Raw genomic sequence first — 20,018 nt, forward strand, 5'->3', positions numbered from 1 at the left:
GCAAGGCCATACGGGCCGGGACCCCCGCTGTGGCCCGGGTCACTCCCGGACGCAGCGCCCGCTGACCCCGGCTCCGGACGCCAGGCACTGGTAGCCGAAGTCCCGTGAGTCCCCGCTCACATAGCGGCCCAGGCACTCGTCGCGGACCAGACCCTGCGCCCGGCACCACTCCACCGCCTGCCGCCCGTCGGCGAACCCCTTGGCGTAGAACACCCAGAAGCCCGGGCGCAGCGAGGCGTACCCGTCGCTGTCCAGGTACTCCTTCTCCCGCACCCCCTTCTCCTCCAGCGCGCGCCCCATCCGGTCCCGGGCCGCGGTGCCGGCCGGCTTGCCCACCGTGCCCAGCTGGGCGATCCAGGCCCCCGCGGCCAGGTCCGGGTCCCTCCCCGGGGCGGCGGCGGAGGCGGAGGCGGTCGGGGTCGCGGAGGCGCCCCGGTCGTCGTCGTCCCGCACGGTGGTGCCGCGCAGCGCGTACGCGGTGACGGCCGCGGCGGCCACGGCCACCGCGAGGGCGGTGACCGCGAGGACGGTCCGGCGCCCGGTCCGGTGGCGGGCGCGGCGGCGCGGTACGGGGGCGGGCGTGGAGGGGGACGGGTCTGGCGAAGGGGCGGGGGCGGAGGCGGCCCGCAGGGTCGGCGCCGTCCGGTCCGGCGCCGCGCCTTCCGGAGCGTCCGCCTCCGCCTCGGCCCGGGCCAGCATCGCGTCCAGCCGCTCCGCGTCCGGGCGGGCCGCCGGATCCCGTACCAGCAGCGCGGCCAGCGCCGGGGCGAGCGGCCCGGAGCGCACCGGCGGAGGCACCGGCTCGTCCAGCACCGCGGCCAGGGTGGCCAGCGCGGTCGCCCGGCGCAGCGGACTGACGCCCTCCACACACAGGTACAGCACCACCCCCAGCGACCACAGGTCGGCCGCCGGCCCGTCCCCCAGCGCCCGCACCCGCTCGGGAGCCATGAACTCCGGCGAGCCCACCAGCTCCCCGGTGGCCGTCAGCGAGGTCGCCCCCGGCAGCGCGGCGATCCCGAAGTCGGTCAGCACCGCGGAGCCGTCGGCCCGCAGCAGTACGTTGGCGGGCTTGACGTCGCGGTGCCGGATGCCCACCGCGTGCGCGGCCCGCAGCGCCGACAGCAGCTGCCGGCCGGTGCGCGCCGTCTCGGCCGGGCCGATCGGCCCGGCCGCGATCCGGTCCTGGAGCGAGGTGTTCGGCAGCAGCTCCATCACGATCCACGGATGCGGCCCCTGGTCCACCACATGGTGGACCGTCACCACATGCGGATGGCTGATCCGGGCCAGCGCCCGCGCCTCCCGCAGCACCCGCTCCCGTACCGCCGGGTCCGCGTCCGCCCCGTAGCGGACCTCCTTCAGGGCCACCTCGCGCTGGAGCACGGTGTCGCGGGCCCGCCACACCGTGCCCATCCCGCCGCTGCCCAGCCGCTCCACCAGCGTGAAACGGCCGTCCACCACATCCCCCGGCGCACTCATGGCGCACAGAGTAGAGGACCGTGCACGGCCGTTCAGGAGCCGATCACCGCACCGGGGCGTACACCCGCTCGACCTTCTGCGTCCCGTTCAGCGTCCGGTACGAGCGCAGCCACGCCGAGGTGGCGTCCGGGCGGGCCTTGTCGGACACCGCGTAGTAGTCCATCTGCGTCCGCTCGGCCGTCACATCCAGCACCCCGTAGCCGTGCCGGTCCAGATCCACCCACTTCACATGGCGGTTGGCGGCCCGCAGCGCGGTCGCGGCGGCCACCGACACCGTGCCCGCCGGCACCCGCAGCAGGTCGTCCAGGTTGTCCGAGGACACCGAGGTCACCACGAACTCGGTCGCCGCCGACCGGGACAGCGGATAGGTCGCCGCCGTCACCGGCACGTCGTTCGCCCAGGCCATGTGGATGTCCCCGGTCAGGAACACGGTGTTGCGGACGGCCCGCCCGGTCAGATGCGCCAGCAGCTCCCGGCGGTCGTCGGTGTAGCCGTCCCACTGGTCGGTGTTGACCGCCAGCCCGCCCTTCGGCAGCCCCAGCAGCTCCGCGAGCGGCGCCAGCAGATGCGCCGGCAGCGAGCCGAACGCCACCGGGGAGATCATCACCGAGGTGCCCACCAGCTGCCAGACCGCGTCCGAGGACGACAGCCCCGCCTTCAGCCAGTCCAGTTGGGCCCGCCCGGTGACCGTCCGCTCCGGGTCGTCCACCTGCCCGCTGCCCACCGAGACCTGCTGGGAGCGGAACGAGCGCAGGTCCAGCAGATGCAGATCGGCCAGACCGCCGAACCGCAGCCGCCGGTAGACCGTCCCCTCCGTCGAGGCGCGCACCGGCATCCACTCGAAGTACGCCCGCTTCGCCGCCGCCACCCGGGCCGCCCAGTCGCCCTCCGCGCCCGGGGTGTGGTTCTCCGCCCCGCCGGTCCAGGCGTCGTTGGCGAACTCGTGGTCGTCCCAGATCGCCACCACCGGATGCGCGGCGTGCAGCGCCTGGAGGTCGGGGTCCGTCTTGTACGTGGCGTGCCGCAGCCGGTAGTCGGCCAGCGTGGTGATCTCGTGCGCCGGGAGGTGCGGCCGCACCGTGTACTTCGCCGCCGGGTACGTCCCGGACGCGTACTCGTACACGTAGTCGCCCAGGTGCAGCACCGCGTCCAGGTCCGGGCGGGCGGCGAGATGGCGGTACGCGGAGAAGTAGCCGGACTCCCAGTTGGCGCAGGACACCACCCCGAACCGCACCCCTTGGGCGGTCACCCCGGCGGCGGGCGCGGTCCGGGTGCGGCCGGTGGCGGAGACGGTCCCGTCGGCGGTGAACCGGTAGTGGTACGCGGTGGCCGGGGCCAGCCCGCGGACGTCCGCCTTCACGGTGTGGTCGCCGGCCGCGGTGGCTCTCACCGCGCCCCGGGCGACGATCCGGGTGAACCCGGCGTCCTCGGCGACCTCCCACCCGACCTCGGTGTCCGGCCCCGCGCCCGAACCCGGTATGGCGTCGGGCACCGGGGTCACCCGGGTCCAGAGCAGCACCCCGTCGGGCAGCGGGTCACCGGAGGCGACGCCATGGACGAAGGCGGGGCCCGGCGCGGCGGGCACGGCGCTCGCGGGGCCCGCGAGGCCCGCCAGGGCGGGCGCGGCGACGGCGGTGGTGGCCGCGGCCTTCACGACCGTGCGGCGGCTGGGGGAAACGGAGAGCTCACGACTGGTCACAGACAATCAGATTACCGACCGGTATGGCCGATGGCAGGTGGTTCGGATGAAGAACCGCCGTCGTTTGACCGTCCATTGACCCATGCGGGGGCCGGTGGTGAGCGGGGTGGGACGCAGGGGGCCGGGGTGGCGCCCGTGGTCCGGGCGCCACCCCGACGGGGCTCAGGCCTTCAGCGCCTTGTCGATCGCGGTCGTGAACTCCTCGGCCGTCAGCGGGGCGTTCTTGCCGTTCGCACCCGTCACCGGCTTGCCGTCCATCTTCAGCGTCGGCGTGCCCTGCACATCGCTCTTGGAGAACACCGCGGACATCTTCAGCGCCCAGGCGTCGAAGGTGCCGCCCTCCACGTTCTTCCTGAACGCCGCGTTGCCCTTGAGCGCCGGCACCGAGTCGGCGGCCTTCAGCAGGTAGTCGTCCTTGGCGAACGCGTCCTCGGACTCCTCCGGGTGGAACTCGGCCGAGTACAGCGCGCTCTTGTACGCCAGGAACGCCTCCGGGCTCACATCCAGCGCCGCGCCCAGCGCGCTCAGCGCGTTCTTCGAGCCCTGGCCGACGGAACCGACCTTCTCCTCGGCGATGTTGTCGCCGTCCAGGAAGGTGGCGCCGATGTACCGCAGCTTGTACTTGCCGGCCGCGACGTCCTCGTCGACCGTCTTGCCGACCTGCTGCTCGAACGTCGCACAGACCGGGCAGCGCGAGTCCTCGTACACCTCCAGGGTCTTCTTCGCGGACGCCTTGCCCACGACGACCGTGGTGCCGTCCGGGCCCGAGGTGTTCTTCGGCTTCCTCACGTCCTTGGCGTCCATCGCCGCCTCCCAGTGGGACGGCTTGTTCATCTGCACCACGGCGTAGCTGATGCCGCCGGCCAGCGCCAGCACACCGACCACCGACAGGGCGACCGTCACCTGCCGGCGGACCTTCGCCTTCTTCGCCTCGCGCTCGCGCTCCTCGCGCAGCCGCTCGCGGGCGGCGGCCTTGTTGGCCTTGCTGTTCCGTGCACTCATGGGTCTTCTCCGTACGGGTGGGAAAGGGTGGACGTTCGTCGCTCAGGCGGTGAGGCCCGGGCACGGCGGTCCACGCCGTCCGACGGAGTGCACCAGCAGCCGGCCGCGGCCGGCCTTCGGGGGCGCGGTGGTGGGGCGCGACCGGGGCGGCGCCGTGCGAGGAGCCAGGGCGGGGGCCGAGGCCACCCTGGGCAGGCGGAACGCCAGTGCCGCGACCGTGCGGGCCAGCCCGGCCAGTGCGCTCTCGCCCCGGCGGAGGTAGCCGGCCGCGGCGAGGCCCACCGCGACGTGCACGGCGAGCAGCAGCAGCGGGAGGGCGGGGCTGGGGTCGCTCAGGGCCTCCGGGGCGGCCCCGGTCCCGGCGACCCCGGGCAGCGCCGCGCCCACCGGGCCGCCGCCGCACAGCACGTCCACGCCGACGGCCCGCAGCGAACCGGCGACGGGGCCGCCGGAGGGGCCGTAGCAGACGTGCTGGCCGGTGGTGAAGACGGTGTCCGCGGCGAGCTCCAGCGGGACGAGCAGCCCGGCGATGGACCAGAACCCGCGCTCCCGCCCGGCCAGCGCGTACGCGGCCGCGAACACGGCGGCGACGACGGCGGCGAGGCTGCCCAGGGGCAGCGGGACGCGGGACAGCAGGACGTGGGAGGCCGCGGACAGTGTCACGGTCAACGCCGTGAAGACCGCCGCGCGCACCCCCCTGAGCCGGGTCCCGGATATGCCGTTCGCGTCCATCGCGGGAACGAGTGTGCCATGCGGCGGGGTAAGCGGCGGCTAAGTGGGCGGCTGGCGCCGCCGGTGCCCGGGCCGGGCTGCTGCCCGGTGGCCTCGCTGACCTGGGCGGCTCTTGCCGCCGGTGTCCGGGTCGCTGCCTGGTGGCTTCGCTGACGCGGGTGGGTCTGTGCTTGGTTCCGGTCCGGTGGTCGGGCCGCTGCCTGGTGGGCGCGCTGACGCGGGTGGGTCTGTCTCGGGGTGGGTTCGGTGGCCTTTTCCAGGCCCGGTGGTCGGGTCCGCTCTGCGGTGGGTGGGGGCGTGGGCACTCCGGGCTCACGTGCTCGCGGCTCGCGCTCACCGTTCGACGCTCAAGCGCACCGCCTCATTACGCTCGGCCGCTCCGCGCGCGACCCTGCGTACCCCCACCCGACCGGCGGCGCACTGACCGATTCGCCGTGGTCGCGCACTATCGGGCCGGGGCCCGGACCGTCTCGTCCGGACTCCACCTGACCGGCGGAGGCTTCCGGGCAGACGCGGCCCCCGGCGGCGCAAGCCGCCCACGCGGGGCCACCGGTCCGCGGATGAAGGCCCGGCGACTACAGACCCGGTACTCGGCCGTTGCGGAAGAGGTCGACGAAGATCTGGTGGTCGGCCCGGGCGCGGGCTCCGTAGGTGTGGGCGAAGTCGACCAGCAGCTCCGGGAAGCCCGTCTCGTCCGCGGAGATCGCCGCGTCGATGGCGCGCTCCGTGGAGAACGGCACCAGGGAGTGCCCGCTCTCGTCGTCCGCCGCCGCGTGCATCGCGGCCACCGCGCGGCCCAGGTCGGCGACGACCGCCGCGATCTCCTGGGGGTCGTCGATGTCGGACCAGTCCAGGTCCACCGCGTACGGCGAGACCTCGGCGACCAGCTGGCCGGCGCCGTCCAGTTCGGTCCAGCCGAGCCAGGGGTCGGCGTGGGCCTGGAGGGCGCGCTGGGAGATGACCGTGCGGTGGCCCTCGTGGCGGAAGTAGCCGCGGACCGCGGGGTCGGTGAGGTGGCGGGAGACGGCCGGGGTCTGGCCCTGCTTCATGTAGATGACGACGTCGTTCTCCAGGGCGTCGCTGTTGCCCTCCAGGAGGATGTTGTACGAGGGCAGGCCCGCCGAGCCGATGCCGATGCCCCGGCGGCCGACCACGTCCTTGACCCGGTGGGTGTCCGGGCGGGCCCGGCTCGCCTCGGGCAGGGTCTCCAGGTACGCCCCGAACGCGTCCAGCACCTTGTAGCGGGTGGCCGCGTCCAGGTCGATGGTGCCGCCGCCCGGCGTGAAGCGGCGTTCGAAGTCGCGTACCTCGGTCATGGAGTCCAGCAGCCCGAACCGGGTCAGCGCCCTGGCCACCCGCAGCGCGGCGAGGAGGGGGCCGTCGGCGGTGTCCAGGGTGAAGGGCTGGGCCTCGTCGCTGCGGGTGCCGGTGGCCAGCGCGTGGATCCGCTCGCGGTAGGCCGCGGCGAAGATCCGGACCAGCTCGGTGATCTGGTCGTCACCGAGGGCCTTGGCGTAGCCGATCAGCGCCAGGGAGGCGGCGAGCCGCTTGACGTCCCAGGTGAAGGGACCGACGTACGCCTCGTCGAAGTCGTTGACGTTGAAGACCAGGCGGCCGTTGGCGTCCAGGTAGGTGCCGAAGTTCTCGGCGTGCAGATCGCCGTGGATCCAGACCCGGGAGGTGCACTCGTCGAGGAAGGGGCCGCCGTGCTGCTCCTGCTCCAGGTCGGCGTAGAACAGGCAGGCCGAGCCCCGGTAGAAGGCGAACGCGGAGCCGGCCATCTTGCGGAACTTGACCCGGAAGGCGGCCGGGTCGGCGGCCAGGAGCTCGCCGAAGGCGGTGCCGAAGACGGAGAGGATCTGCTCGCCGCGTTCCTCGGCGGCGGGCTGGGGGACCGGCATGGCGGGGTGCCTCCTGGGGGTGCGGGGTGTTTCCGGTGGGCGGGCCATGAGGGGGTGGCCGCCACAGCGTGACCGTACTCCCGGGTGCGGGATGGCTGTCGGCGGGGCGGTCTAGAGTTGAGGGCCGCCCCCCTCGTCCTCGACCCCGGAAGGCGCCACCGTGTCGAAGCCGCCGTTCACGCACCTGCACGTCCACACCCAGTACTCGCTGCTGGACGGTGCCGCGCGGCTGAAGGACATGTTCAACGCGTGCAACGAGATGGGCATGACCCATATCGCCATGTCCGACCACGGCAACCTGCACGGGGCGTACGACTTCTTCCACACCGCGAAGAAGGCCGGGGTCACGCCGATCATCGGGATCGAGGCGTACGTCGCGCCGGAGTCGCGGCGCAACAAGCGCAAGATCCAGTGGGGGCAGCCGCACCAGAAGCGGGACGACGTGTCCGGTTCGGGTGGTTACACGCACAAGACGATCTGGGCGGCGAACGCCACCGGGCTGCACAACATCTTCCGGCTCTCCTCGGACGCGTACAAGGAGGGCTGGCTGCAGAAGTGGCCCCGGATGGACAAGGAGACCATCTCCCAGTGGTCGGAGGGTCTGATCGCCTCCACCGGCTGCCCGTCCGGCGAGCTGCAGACCCGGCTGCGGCTGGGGCAGTTCGACGAGGCGCTGAAGTCGGCCTCCGAGTACCAGGACATCTTCGGCAAGGACCGGTACTTCCTGGAGCTGATGGACCACGGCATCGAGATCGAGCGCCGGGTCCGCGACGGGCTGCTGGAGATCGGCAAGAAGCTCGGCATCCCGCCGCTGGTGACGAATGACTCGCACTACACCTACGCGCACGAGGCGACCGCGCACGACGCCCTGCTGTGCATCCAGACCGGCAAGAACCTCTCCGACCCGGACCGCTTCAAGTTCGACGGCACGGGCTACTACCTGAAGTCCACGGACGAGATGTACGCCATCGACTCCTCGGACGCCTGGCAGCAGGGCTGCGCCAACACCCTGCTGGTGGCCGAGCAGATCGACACCGAGGGCATGTTCGTCGAGCGCAACCTGATGCCGCGCTTCGACATCCCCGAGGGGTACACGGAGGTCTCCTGGTTCCGCGAGGAGACCATGCGCGGGATGGAGCGCCGGTACGAGGGGAACATCCCGGAGGACCGGCTCAGGCAGGTCGAGTACGAGATGGACACCATCATCTCGATGGGCTTCCCCGGCTACTTCCTGGTGGTCGCCGACTTCATCATGTGGGCCAAGAACCAGGGCATCGCGGTGGGCCCGGGCCGCGGCTCGGCGGCCGGCTCGATCGTCGCGTACGCGCTGGGGATCACCGACCTCGACCCGCTCACCCACGGACTGATCTTCGAGCGGTTCCTCAACCCCGAGCGCATCTCCATGCCCGACGTCGACATCGACTTCGACGAGCGCCGGCGCGTGGAGGTCATCCGGTACGTCACGGAGAAGTACGGCGCCGACAAGGTCGCCATGATCGGCACCTACGGCACCATCAAGGCGAAGAACGCGATCAAGGACTCGGCGCGGGTGCTCGGCTACCCGTACGCCATGGGCGACCGGATCACCAAGGCGATGCCCGCCGACGTCCTCGGCAAGGGCATCCCGCTCTCCGGCATCCTCGACTCCTCCCACCCCCGGTACTCCGAGGCCGGCGAGGTGCGCGGGATGTACGAGAACGAGCCGGACGTGAAGAAGGTCATCGACACCGCGCGCGGTGTGGAGGGCCTGGTGCGGCAGATGGGCGTGCACGCCGCCGGCGTGATCATGTCCAGCGAGACCATCACCGACCACGTCCCGGTCTGGGTGCGGCACACCGACGGCGTCACCATCACGCAGTGGGACTACCCGAGCTGCGAGTCGCTCGGCCTGCTGAAGATGGACTTCCTCGGGCTGCGCAACCTCACGATCATGGACGACGCCGTCAAGATGGTGAAGGCCAACAAGGGCGTCGACATCGACCTGCTGAGCCTGCCGCTCGACGACCCCAAGACCTTCGAACTGCTCCAGCGCGGCGACACCCTCGGCGTCTTCCAGTTCGACGGCGGGCCCATGCGCTCCCTGCTGCGGCTGATGAAGCCCGACAACTTCGAGGACATCTCCGCCGTCTCGGCCCTGTACCGGCCGGGCCCGATGGGCATGAACTCGCACACCAACTACGCGCTGCGCAAGAACGGCCAGCAGGACATCACCCCGATCCACCCGGCCCTGGAGGAGCCGCTCAAGGAGGTCCTGGACGTCACCTACGGCCTGATCGTCTACCAGGAGCAGGTGCAGAAGGCCGCCCAGATCATCGCCGGGTACTCGCTCGGCGAGGCCGACATCCTGCGGCGGGTGATGGGCAAGAAGAAGCCCGAGGAGCTGGCGAAGAACTTCGTCCTGTTCCAGGAGGGCGCCCGGAAGAAGGGCTACACCGACGAGGCGATCCAGGCCCTGTGGGACGTGCTGGTGCCCTTCGCCGGCTACGCGTTCAACAAGGCCCACTCCGCCGCGTACGGGCTGGTCTCCTACTGGACCGCGTATCTGAAGGCGAACTACCCGGCCGAGTACATGGCCGGGCTGCTGACCTCGGTCAAGGACGACAAGGACAAGTCGGCCGTCTATCTGAACGAGTGCCGGCGCATGGGCATCAAGGTGCTGCCGCCGGACGTCAACGAGTCCGAGTCCAACTTCGCCGCCCAGGGTGACGACATGATCCTCTTCGGGCTCACCGCGGTGCGCAACGTCGGCACCAACGTGGTCGAGTCGATCATCCGGTGCCGGAAGGCCAAGGGGAAGTACGCCACCTTCCCGGACTTCCTGGACAAGGTCGAGGTGGTGGTCTGCAACAAGCGGACCATCGAGTCGCTGATCAAGGCCGGCGGCTTCGACACCATGGGCCACACCCGCAAGTCCCTGGTCGCCCACCACGAAGGCATGATCGACAACGTGGTGGCGGTCAAGCGCAAGGAGGCCGAGGGGCAGTTCGACCTCTTCGGCGGCATGGGTGAGGCGGCTGCCGGGGACGAGCCGGGCTTCGGGCTGGACATCGAGTTCTCCGATGTGGAGTGGGACAAGACGTATCTGCTCGCCCAGGAGCGCGAGATGCTCGGCCTGTACGTCTCCGACCACCCGCTGTTCGGGCTGGAGCACGTGCTGTCCGACAAGGCCGACGCCGGTATCCAGCAGCTCACCGGAGGCGAGCACTCCGACGGCGCGGTGGTCACCATCGGCGGCATCATCTCCGGGCTGCAGCGCAAGATGACCAAGCAGGGCAACGCCTGGGCCATCGCCACCGTCGAGGACCTGGCCGGCTCCATCGAGTGCATGTTCTTCCCCGCCACCTACCAGCTGGTCTCCACCCAGCTCGTCGAGGACACCGTCGTGTTCGTCAAGGGACGGCTGGACAAGCGGGAGGACGTGCCCCGGCTGGTCGCCATGGAGCTGATGGTCCCCGACCTGTCCTCGGCCGGGACCAACGCGCCGGTGGTGCTCACCATCCCCACCGTGAAGGTCACCCCGCCGATGATCAGCCGCCTCGGCGAGATCCTCACCCACCACCGGGGCAACACCGAGGTGCGGATCAAGCTCCAGGGCCCCCGCTCCACCACGGTGCTCCGGCTCGACCGGCACCGGGTCCAGCCGGACCCGGCCCTCTTCGGCGACCTGAAGGTGCTGCTCGGCCCGTCCTGCCTGGCCGGCTGAGCCCTGCCGGACCCGGTCGTACGCGGAAGGGGCGCGCCCGTCGTCACGGGAGCGCCCCTTCCGGCGTCGGCACGGCGGCCGGCTGTGCCGTCAGTTGTGACCGAAGCGCTTCTGCCGGCCCTTGTGGGCCACATCGGTGGACGTCATCTGCGAGACGCGCTGCTCGGCGCGCTCCTCGATGGACGAGGCCTTCGCGGCCTGCTGCCCGCGCTCGGCCGGCGAGGACGTGGACTTGCCGCGGTTCTGCTTCCTGTCCTTGGCCATGGTGGTGCCTCCTGGGGGACTGCGGGGTCCGGGACGCCCTCAGCCTCACATACGCCTAATTACGCCGCATATTGGATCATTGCGGACAGTGAGCGGAGGCATGGCGAGGGTGCGCCGCGCCCCGGTGAGGGGCGCCCCCGCAGCGCCTTCCGGGACCTTTCCGACGATCCGCCACGCCGATGATCCAGTTCCGGCCGTCAACCCCCGGCCAGTCGGGCAGACTCGAAGGAAACCCGAAGCAACTCCCGATCCCGAGGTTCCCGAAAGAGGGTGGAACACGTGGACCGCTGCGTCGTTCTGGTGGACGCCGGCTATCTGCTGGGCGCCGCCGCCAGCCTTCTCGCCGGGGAACCGGCCCGCTCCCGGATCACCGTCGACCACGCCGCCCTCATCCGCGGCCTGCGCGAACGCGCCGAGATCGACACCCAGCAACCCCTGCTGCGGATCTACTGGTTCGACGGCGCCCCCGACCGCGTACCGCAGCCCGAACACCGGCGGCTGCGGGTCATGCCCCGGGTCACCGTCCGCCTCGGCGCCCTGACCCGCAGCGACGGGCGCTGGGCGCAGAAGGGCGTCGACGCGGCGATGCACGCCGAACTCACCGAACTCGCCCGCAACCGCGCCTGCTCCGACATCGTGCTGGTCACCGGCGACGGCGACCTGCTGCCCGGGCTGATGTCCGCCAAGGAACACGGCGTCGCCGTCCACCTGTGGGCCGTGCAGGCCGCCGACGGCGACTACAACCAGTCCGAGGACCTGGTCGCCGAGGCCGACGAGCGCCGCGTCCTCGACCGGGCCTGGATCACCAGAGCCGTACGCGCCAAGGACCTCACCGGGGTCTGCGCCCCCGCCCCCGCCCCGCGCCCCGAGATCGCCGCCATCCTCTCCGCGCCGCTGCCCGAGTCGGCGCTCGCCTCCTCCGCCTCCGCGGAACGGGCCTCCGCCGAGCGTGCCGCCGCCGAACGGGCCGCCACCGCCACCCCCGACCAGGGCGCCCCCGCCCCCGCCGCGCCCGTCAACGGCAGCGCCCGCCCCGCCACCCCCGTACCACCGGGCGCGAGCGTCAAGGGCGTGCCCACCCCCAAGGACCTGGCCGCCCTCCGCGCCGGCCAGCACCACCCCGGCCCCGCCGCCCCGCACCCCGCGAGCGCCACCCTGCGCTGGTCCTCCGACCGGGGCTGGATCGACCGCCCGGGCGGCCCGGGCAGCGAACCGCCCGAGACCGCCTCACTGCCCACCCTCGCCCAGCTCACCAGCGCCGAACAGCGCTGGGCCGACCGCGAGGAGGACATCACCACCGTCGGCGGCGACCCCTTCGAGGTCGGCCAGGTCTTCGCCCGCCGCTGGCTGGACCGGCTCCCCGACACCGCCCACGTCCAGACCCTCTCCGCCATGTACCCGCGCATCCCGCACCGGGTCGACGGCGAACTCCTCCGCTACGCCGCCCGCTTCGGACTGCTCGCCCACAAGGACGACCAGATCGACGAACACGACCGGTACGCCATCCGGGCCGGGTTCTGGCGCGAGATCGATGTCCGCACCGCCGCCGGGCACACCGCGGCGGGGGAGTAGCCGACCTGGCCGGCCGCCGCCCGTCTCCCCTCTCGCCCCGCGCCCGGGGCACGCCCCCGGGCGCGGGGTGGCCCATCGGACCCCTTAGGCTCATCCCTCGTGAGTACGGTGTGCGTGGTGCGGGACCTGGTCAAGACGTACCCCGCCGCGCGCGGTCGGCGGGGCGCCCCCGCGGCCCCCGAGGTGCGCGCCACCGACGGCGTCTGCCTGGAGGTACGGGGCGGTGAGATCTTCGGACTGCTCGGTCCCAACGGCGCCGGCAAGTCCACCCTGGTCCGCCAGCTCACCGGGCTGATGCGCCCCGACTCCGGCTCCGTCGAGATCCTCGGCCACGACCTGGTGCGCCACCCCGAGCGGGCCGCCCGGCTGGTCGGCTACCTCGGCCAGGAGTCCACCGCGCTGGACGAACTGACCGTCGCCCTCGCCGCCGAGACCACCGGCCGGCTGCGCGGGCTGACCGCCCGCGAGGCCCGTGCCGGGCGGGACGCCGTCCTGGACGAACTGGGCCTCGCCGAGCTCGCCGGACGGCCCCTGAAGAAGCTCTCCGGCGGCCAGCGGCGGCTCGCCTGCTTCGCCGCCGCACTGGTCGGCGAACGCCCGGTGCTCGTCCTGGACGAGCCGACCACCGGAATGGACCCGGTCGCCCGCCGCGCCGTCTGGGCCGCCGTCGACCGCCGCCGCGCCGAGCACGGCGCCACCGTGCTGCTGGTCACCCACAACGTCATCGAGGCCGAGACGGTCCTCGACCGGGTCGCCGTGCTGGAACGCGGCCGGGTCATCGCCTGCGACACGCCCTCCGGGCTGAAGGAGCGGGTGGCCGGCGAGGTCCGGGTGGAGCTCGTGTGGCGCGAGCGCGCCCCGCTGGACGTCCCCGAGGTCGCCGCGCTGCGCCCCTCGGCCCAGGAGTCCGGCCGCCGCTGGGTCCTGCGGCTCGCCCCCGACGAGGCCCGGGCCGCCGTCGCCGCGGTCACCGGCGGCGCCGCCTTCGCCGCCCTGGACGACTTCACCCTGGCGGTGCCCAGCCTGGAGGACGTCTACCTGGCCCTCGGCGGCCGGACGAAGGGCCTGGTCAAGACGTGAGGCCGGGCACGGGGACGAGGACGGGGACAGCGGCGGGGATGACGGCTGGGCGGGGGAGGGGCCGGGGATCCCGTACCGTGAACCCGGGCCCCGGGGACGTACGACCAGGACCCCCGGTGGTACTGCCGCGCTCCCCGGTCGTGTTCCGGAGGCGCCCGGAACGTACGCCGGAGACCTCGTACAGACGCCGGGAGTGCCCGGAACGGGTGACCGAGACCGCGTACGCGTGCCGGGAGCGCCCGATGCGGGTGCCGGTGGCCTCGGACGCGTTGCAGGTGCGGCCGGACCGGACGCCGGTGGCCTCGGACGGATTGCGGGGGCGCCCGGGCCGTCTGGCGGGGGCCTCGGACCGTACGCGAGCGCCATGGACGTATCCGCCGGGGACCCCGGCCGGTACGCCGGTGGCCAGGAGAGAGCGCGGGAAGCGCGGGAACAGGAGCGACACCACGTGAGCACCGTGTCCGCCAAGGCCCTGCCGTCCACGGTGGTGCGCGGGACGCGCGCCGGGGCAGGGGACGACCGGCCGGGCGCGGCAGACCTCGCCCCCCGGGCGCGGCTGCTGCCCGCGCTCGCCGCGGTGTACCGGGCGCAGCTGTCCCGGGCCCGGGTGGCCCGGATCCCGCTGCTGTTCGTCGCCACCTTCCAGTCCGTCGGGATCATGGTCCTGATGCGCGGCGTGGTGGACGGCGGAACCGAGGCGCGGGCCGTGGTCGCCGGCTCCTCGGTGCTGGTCGTGGCGTTCGTCGCGCTCAACCTGCTGGCCCAGTACTTCGGGCAGCTGCGGGCGAGCGGCGGGCTCGACCACTACGCCACCCTGCCGGTGCCGCCCGCCGCGGTGGTGCTCGGCGCGGCCGGCGCGTACGCCTCCTTCACGGTGCCCGGCACGGTGGTGACGGCCGTCACCGGTTCGGTGCTGTTCGGGCTGCCGCTCACCCATCTGTGGGTGCTGGCCGCGGTGGTGCCGCTCTCCGGGGCGGCGCTGGCCGGTCTGGGCGCGGCGCTCGGACTGCTGGCACCCCGCCAGGAGCTGGCCACCCTGCTGGGCCAGCTGGGCATGTCGGCGGCGCTGCTGCTCGGGGTGCTCCCCGCCGAGCGGATGCCGGAGGCGCTCGGCTGGGCGCGTGACCTGCTGCCCTCCACGTACGGGGTGGAGGCCCTGGCCCGTACCTTCGACGCCCGGCCGGACTGGGCGGTGGTCGGGCTGGACCTGGCGGTCTGCGCCGGGGTCGGTGTGGTGTCGCTGGCCCTGGCCACCTGGGCCTACCGCCGGGCCGCGGTGCGCTGACCCCCGCCATGGCGGACCGGTGAGGCGTGCGCCGGGGGTGCCTGGCACGATGGCAGGGTGACCGCACCGCTGACCCCGCCCCACCAGCCGCCCCACGGGTCGTCCGACGGCCCCGCCCCCTCGCCGGCCGGCGGTGCCGACTGGCCGCCGCCCTATCCCTCGGCGGCCTACCGGGACGGTGCCGGGCGGGACGAGAAGGCCGACCTGGCGGGCGAGGTGCGGCAGGGCGTCCTGGTGGCGTTCGCGGTGACCGCGCTGGGAGTGCTGCTGGGGCTGCTGTGGCTCTGGCTGGCGCCGCGCGTGCCGCTGATCTCGGACGGCAAGGCCGTCTTCCTGCGGGACACCGAGGGCGAGGGCGCGATCGGCGCCGACGCGGTGTTCGCGCTGCTGGGGCTCGGCCTCGGGGCGCTGAGCGCGGCGGGCGTCTTCTGGTACCAGCGGCGCGGCGGCATCCCGGTGGTGGCGGGCCTCGCCCTCGGCGGGCTGCTCGGCTCGCTGCTCGGCTGGGGCATCGGCACCCTGCTCGGCCCCACCCACGATGTGGCGGGACACGCCCGGGAGCTGGGGGCGGGCGTGGCGTTCGACGCCCCCTTGGAGCTGAAGGCGTACGGGGCGATCCTGGCCTGGCCGATCGCGGCGATGCTCGTCCATCTGGCGCTCACCGCCCTGTTCGGCCCCCGCGATCCCGAACCGGACGACTGGGCCGGCCTCCCGGCCCCGGCGCCCGGAGCGACCTCCCCGGCGCCGGGGCAGGATCCCCCGGCCTCGGGCACGAGCGGGCCCACCGGCCTCCGGGACGCCTCGGACGACCGCGGTCACTGACCTCGGCGCGATGCTGCCCGGCGGGCATCACGGTCCGGCAGGGACGTCGTCCCGCGGGTGCCCACCACGGCCGACGGGGCGTGGACGGCGATTGCGCGGCCCCGCGGCCGGGTCCGCCCCCGGGTCCGCCCCCCGGTGCGGCCGGGGGCGTTCAGGCGCGGCCGATGGGGGCGAGGACCGCTGCGGTGAGGGCGGCCAGGTCGGTGGGGGCGAGTTCGACCTCCAGTCCGCGGCGGCCGGCGGAGACGCAGATGGTGGCGTGGCCGGACGCCGAGGCGTCCAGCACCGTGGGCAGCCGCTTGCGCTGGCCGAGCGGGGAGATGCCGCCGAGGACGTAGCCGGTGGTGCGTTCGGCGGCGGCCGGGTCGGCCATGGCGGCCTTCTTGCCGCCGACCGCGGTGGCGAGCGCCTTCAGGTCGAGCCGGCAGGCGACCGGGACGACCGCGACGGTCAGTGCCCCGTCGACCTCGGCGACCAGGGTCTTGAACACCCGGTCGGGTGAGACGCCGAGCGCCTCGGCGGCCTCCTCGCCGTAGGACTCGGCGGCCGGGTCGTGGTCGTAGGCGTGCACGGTGAAGGCGGTGCCGGCGGCGGTCAGGGCGACCGTCGCCGGGGTGCCGCCGGCCGTCTGCTTCTTGGGCTTCTTGGCCACGGACGTCTCGTCTCCGGCGCGGTCAGAGGGGTGGATGGGGCGGGGGTGGGGCCGGTGGGCCCCCTGAGGCAGAAGGGGCCGGTGGGTCAGTTGGGGCTGGTGGGGGTGCGGGTGAGTTCGACGGCGGGGAGGGAGGGGAGGTGGCGCAGGACCGCGGTCTCGGCGCGCAGCAGGTGCAGTTCCTCGCGCAGCCGGGTCGCGGTGTCCGGGGCCTGGAGCAGCCGCTGCTTGGCGCTGGTGTCCAGGACGGCGGCCGCGGCCACCAGGTAGGAGACGACGGAGGGTTCGTCGGGCAGTTCCTGGGAGGAGGCGACGGTGCGCTCCCGGGCCCCGGCCAGCCGCTGCTGGTAGGAGCGGAACGCGCGCAGGACGCCTTCGGCGAGCGGTTCGGCGCCGTCGCCGGGTTCCTCCTCCAGTTCCTCCAGTTCGGCGGTGAGGAACGGGCCGCTCGCCTCCACGGAGAGCAGTTTGACCCGGGTGGTGCCGGTGGCCAGCACCTCGAAGGTGCCGTCCGGCTGCTCCCGGATGGTGGCCGCGTCGGCGACGCAGCCGACCCGGTGGAAGGCCTGGATGGGGTCGGGGCCGAAGCCGGCGGCGGGGCCCTTCTCCGGTACGGAGGTCGGGTCGGGCATGCCGGGCGCGGTGGGTGCGACCTCGCGGCCGTCGCGGATCGCCACCACGGCGAACCGGCGGGGCTCCGACTCGTCGGTCTTCAGCAGCTCGCGCATCATGGCGCGATAACGCTCCTCGAAGACGTTCAGGGGCAGCACGAGGCCGGGGAACAGCACCGCGTTCAGCGGGAAGAGGGGCAGGCGAGCGGTGGTCACAGCGGTCAAGCGTAATGGCCGCCCGCACGGCTCCGTCCGCCCCATCCGGCCACGCGTCCGGCGGCACGTCCGCCCGGGCGCGCGGCGGGGTCCGCTTCGGCGGCCACCGCGCCGCGGGCCAGCTCGCGCGCGTCCAGGAACCGCCCCAGCGGATCGTCCCCCTCGGCGGCCCAGGCGCCGGCCGCCGCGCTCCACGGGTAGGAGGTGGCGTACGGGCCGATCAGCCGGAACTGCTCCAGCGCGTCGGTCCACCGCTCCCGGCGGACCAGGACGTGGGCGAGGATGTTGCGCACCTCGGCGGGCCAGGGGTCGCCGGCCGGGTGGCGGGCCGACAGTTCGGCGGCCAGGTCCGCGGCCGCGTCGATCCGGGCCCCGGGCACGGCGCCGGTGGCGTTCCCGCTGCCGGCGGCGGCCCGCAGCCGGGCGAAGGCGGCCCGCACCGGCAGCGCCCGTACCAGGGAGCCGGCCCCGGCGTCCTGGGCGGCCTGCTCGGCGAAGTCGAAGCAGTAGTCGAAGCAGGAGTCGAGCCCTTCGGGCCGGGAGCGGTGGCGGTGCTGGGCGAAGAGGTAGCGCAGCGCGGCGGTGTGGCAGCCGTAGTGGTGCGGGGCGCGGCGTACCGCCTGCTCCCACAGCGCCTCGAAGGCGGCCGGGGCGGCGCCGGTGCCGCGGGCGTGCTCCAGGGCGAGCCGCCAGGGCACCGGGTCGTGGGGGGAGGCGACGGCGGCGGCGTCGATGAGCGGGCCCACCTCGCGCAGCCGTTCGGCCCGTGCGGGGCTGGCCCAGGCCCGGCGCAGCGCCAGCTCGGCGGCGATCAGCGCGGCGTCCGGATCGCCGGGCGCGGCCGCCTGCCAGCGGACGAGCCATTCGTCCCGGTTGCGGGCGAAAGCGGCCAGTTGGCCCGCGTACCGGTCGCGGCCCTCCCAGTCGGCCGACTCGCGGGTGGCCCGCAGCAGCGCGGCGGCTGGAAAGTGATCCCCGAGCGCGGCGGCGACCAGGGCCGGGGCCAGCCGCTGGTCGGGGGCGTCGAGCAGTACCGCGCCGTCCGGCGGCAACCCGTCGGCGGGGTGGCGGTCGACGGGCCGGGACAGGCGTGCGGAGCTCATCAGGGCGCGCAGCAGTGTCATGGTATCGACCATTGAAAACCGCAGGTCACAGCAGCGCCAGAGGTGTGCTGTGAAGCTTTGGTAGCGGCCGGAAGGTTGTATCGGCGAATGTCAAGAGAACGTAAAGAAAGGGGCGGGGGCGGTGACCGTGGTGACGGTGGTGCGACTGGGGCGGGATGGGCCGCCGACGGCCCCGGGCGGGCTCCGGCGACCCGTCCGGGGTCAGTTGCGGCGCAGCAGCCGGGAGGCGCCGGCCGCCACCGTGGTGGCCAGAACCCATCCCAGCAGGATCAGCGCCACGGTCACCCACTGCCAGTAACCCGTCACCCGCCACTGGCCGACCTGGCCGAGATCGATCACCGGCAGCAGCAGGTCCAGCGCGTAGAGCGCGGCGCTCCACTGCGGATGCTCCTCGGCCTTCATCGGCGGCGGGTCGGCCCGGGCGAAGGCCACCGTCCCGGCCGCCCACAGCACCGCCATCCACAGCGCCGCCCGCCCCGGCCGGTAGCCGTAGGCGACCGTCCAGTCCTGGAGGTAGCCCCAGGCCTTCGCGGCCAGCGGCAGCGTCTCGCGCCGCCGCCGCTGCTTGGCCAGCAGCACCTCCCGGGCGTCGGAGTCCTCCCCGCCCGCCCGCAGCACCGCCGCCAGCCGCTCGTACGGCTCCGGGTTGAACTCCGGGGTGGCCGCCGCCAGCCACTCCAGCCGCCGGGTCAGCGGGAAGTGCCCGTAGGGGACGAGGTTCTCGTAGACCAGGCCGCTCATCGCCAGCCCGCCCGGGCCGGGCCAGCTCGTCGACTGGTCCACCAGGGTGACGATCCTCGCCCCGTTGAGCACCACCCGGCCCTCCTCCGGCCGCTCGCAGGTGAACCGCAGCTCCGGGGTGGCGATCCGGCGCAGCGACACCTCCTCCCGGGCCTGGGAGGAGAGCAGGAAGCGGGCATGGTGGAAGTCGACCGCGTCCCCGAACCGGCCGTCGTCCAGCCGCAGCCCGCCCCGGCACTCGAAGGGCCGCGTCCGGGTGCCGCGCAGCGGGGTGTTGAAGGTGGACAGCCCGCCCGGCGGGGTGGCCCCCTCCGGCGGGGCGCCCGTGCGGTCGCTGACCCAGGCGTCGGTCAGATGGAGCGTGCGCTCCACGGTGAGCTGCGGCGCGTTCAGCGCCCGGCGGCCCTCCAGAGCGCGCAGCCGGGCGCCGCGCAGGCTCATCGACACCCCCACCTTCGCCCCGCGCAGGCTCAGCTCCCCGTTGGTCTCGATCAGGTCCGCCTGGAGGTCCTGCGCCACCGACAGGCCGTCCGCCACCACCGCCCGGCCGCGCCGGTCCGGGCCCACATGGATCTGGCTGATCAGCAGGTCGGTGCCGATCTGGGCGTCGGTCAGCCGGATCCCGCGCTCCACCCGGCAGCGCGGCAGATGCAGATCGCCCTCGGTCTGCAGCCGGGCCGCCTCCAGCCTCGGTATCGCGCAGCCCGCCAGCCGCAGGGTGGTGAACCGGGACTCCGGCAGCAGCACCTCCCGCTCGAAGCGGCAGCCGTGCAGCTCCACATAGGGTCCGATGGTGCCGCCGGCCAGGTCCAGCGTGCCGGTGATGCGCACCCCGCGCAGCTTCAGCGCCGAGACCCGCCCGGCCAGCGCCGGCGGCCCGGCCAGCAGCAGCAGCGCCACCTTCTCCGCGCGCACCGTCCGCTCCGGCGGCCAGACCCGCGCCGCGAACGGGTCGTCCAGCAGGGCGCTGCCCGCGCTCAGGTCGTAGACGGCGCCGATCCGGAACGCCTGCCACATGCCCACCTCGGCCGGTGTCAGACCGTCCGGTACGTCGTCCTCGTGCGGTGCGCTCACCGCGGCCCCCCCTCGTCTCCCCGTGGCGTCCGGCGGGGGCTCGGTCCCGGCGCCCTGCCGGGGC

General features: G+C 73.8%; 15 protein-coding genes. 5 read left to right on the top strand and 10 right to left on the bottom strand.

The features are described 5' to 3' along the window. Positions 1-39: 39 nt before the first annotated feature. From M1O15_RS24275 to M1O15_RS24295, 5 genes are all read right to left on the bottom strand, one after another. A complete protein-coding gene (locus tag M1O15_RS24275) occupies positions 40-1,476 on the bottom strand; it encodes a serine/threonine-protein kinase (RefSeq protein WP_248636274.1) in 1,437 nt (478 codons plus the stop codon). A gap of 43 nt (positions 1,477-1,519) precedes the next feature. Then, positions 1,520-3,175: an alkaline phosphatase D family protein gene (locus M1O15_RS24280; protein ID WP_248636275.1), complete on the bottom strand. Its 1,656-nt coding sequence runs from the start codon at positions 3,173-3,175 to the stop codon at positions 1,520-1,522. Between the two features lie 162 nt (positions 3,176-3,337). Then, positions 3,338-4,177, bottom strand: a complete 840-nt coding sequence (locus M1O15_RS24285; RefSeq protein WP_248636276.1) for a thioredoxin domain-containing protein — start codon at positions 4,175-4,177, stop codon at positions 3,338-3,340. Positions 4,178-4,219: 42 nt separating this feature from the next. Then, entirely contained in the window at positions 4,220-4,909 is a 690-nt protein-coding gene (locus M1O15_RS24290) for a hypothetical protein (RefSeq protein WP_248636277.1), read from the bottom strand. A 575-nt stretch (positions 4,910-5,484) separates the two neighbouring features. Next, on the bottom strand, positions 5,485-6,810 hold the full coding sequence (locus tag M1O15_RS24295) for a DUF2252 domain-containing protein (protein WP_248636278.1): 1,326 nt from the start codon (positions 6,808-6,810) through the stop codon (positions 5,485-5,487). A gap of 160 nt (positions 6,811-6,970) precedes the next feature. Here M1O15_RS24295 and dnaE point away from each other — a divergent pair, with 160 nt between their 5' ends. Further along, positions 6,971-10,513: a DNA polymerase III subunit alpha gene (gene dnaE, locus M1O15_RS24300; protein ID WP_248636279.1), complete on the top strand. Its 3,543-nt coding sequence runs from the start codon at positions 6,971-6,973 to the stop codon at positions 10,511-10,513. A 90-nt stretch (positions 10,514-10,603) separates the two neighbouring features. On the opposite strand, the gene M1O15_RS24305 is transcribed toward dnaE, so the two are convergent. Beyond that, positions 10,604-10,777, bottom strand: coding sequence for a hypothetical protein (locus M1O15_RS24305; protein WP_248636280.1), 174 nt, complete (start codon positions 10,775-10,777; stop codon positions 10,604-10,606). A gap of 270 nt (positions 10,778-11,047) precedes the next feature. On the opposite strand from M1O15_RS24305, the gene M1O15_RS24310 reads away from it, so the two are divergent. The 4 genes from M1O15_RS24310 (at position 11,048) to M1O15_RS24325 (ending at position 15,536) form a co-directional block, all read left to right on the top strand. Beyond that, positions 11,048-12,349 (top strand): NYN domain-containing protein, encoded by a 1,302-nt coding sequence (locus M1O15_RS24310; RefSeq protein WP_248636281.1) that lies wholly within the window; start codon positions 11,048-11,050, stop codon positions 12,347-12,349. A gap of 108 nt (positions 12,350-12,457) precedes the next feature. After that, positions 12,458-13,429, top strand: a complete 972-nt coding sequence (locus M1O15_RS24315; protein WP_248636333.1) for an ABC transporter ATP-binding protein — start codon at positions 12,458-12,460, stop codon at positions 13,427-13,429. Positions 13,430-13,877: 448 nt separating this feature from the next. Then, a complete protein-coding gene (locus M1O15_RS24320) occupies positions 13,878-14,714 on the top strand; it encodes an ABC transporter permease (protein WP_372499570.1) in 837 nt (278 codons plus the stop codon). Positions 14,715-14,771: 57 nt separating this feature from the next. Further along, complete coding sequence (locus M1O15_RS24325; protein ID WP_248636282.1) at positions 14,772-15,536, top strand: hypothetical protein; 765 nt, start codon at positions 14,772-14,774, stop codon at positions 15,534-15,536. A 151-nt stretch (positions 15,537-15,687) separates the two neighbouring features. Here M1O15_RS24325 and ybaK read toward each other — a convergent pair whose 3' ends face one another. From ybaK to M1O15_RS24345, 4 genes are all read right to left on the bottom strand, one after another. Continuing rightward, the gene (gene ybaK, locus M1O15_RS24330) at positions 15,688-16,188 is read right to left on the bottom strand and encodes a Cys-tRNA(Pro) deacylase (RefSeq protein WP_248636283.1); all 501 of its coding nucleotides are present in this window, start codon (positions 16,186-16,188) and stop codon (positions 15,688-15,690) included. Positions 16,189-16,274: 86 nt separating this feature from the next. After that, positions 16,275-17,015, bottom strand: coding sequence for an LON peptidase substrate-binding domain-containing protein (locus M1O15_RS24335; RefSeq protein ID WP_248636284.1), 741 nt, complete (start codon positions 17,013-17,015; stop codon positions 16,275-16,277). Positions 17,016-17,020: 5 nt separating this feature from the next. Beyond that, positions 17,021-18,151: a hypothetical protein gene (locus M1O15_RS24340; protein ID WP_248636285.1), complete on the bottom strand. Its 1,131-nt coding sequence runs from the start codon at positions 18,149-18,151 to the stop codon at positions 17,021-17,023. A 189-nt stretch (positions 18,152-18,340) separates the two neighbouring features. After that, positions 18,341-19,954, bottom strand: a complete 1,614-nt coding sequence (locus tag M1O15_RS24345; RefSeq protein WP_248636286.1) for an oxidoreductase — start codon at positions 19,952-19,954, stop codon at positions 18,341-18,343. Between the last annotated feature and the right edge of the window lie 64 nt (positions 19,955-20,018).

The sequence above is a fragment of the Streptomyces lichenis genome (genome assembly GCF_023218175.1).
GTDB lineage: Bacteria > Actinomycetota > Actinomycetes > Streptomycetales > Streptomycetaceae > Streptomyces > Streptomyces lichenis.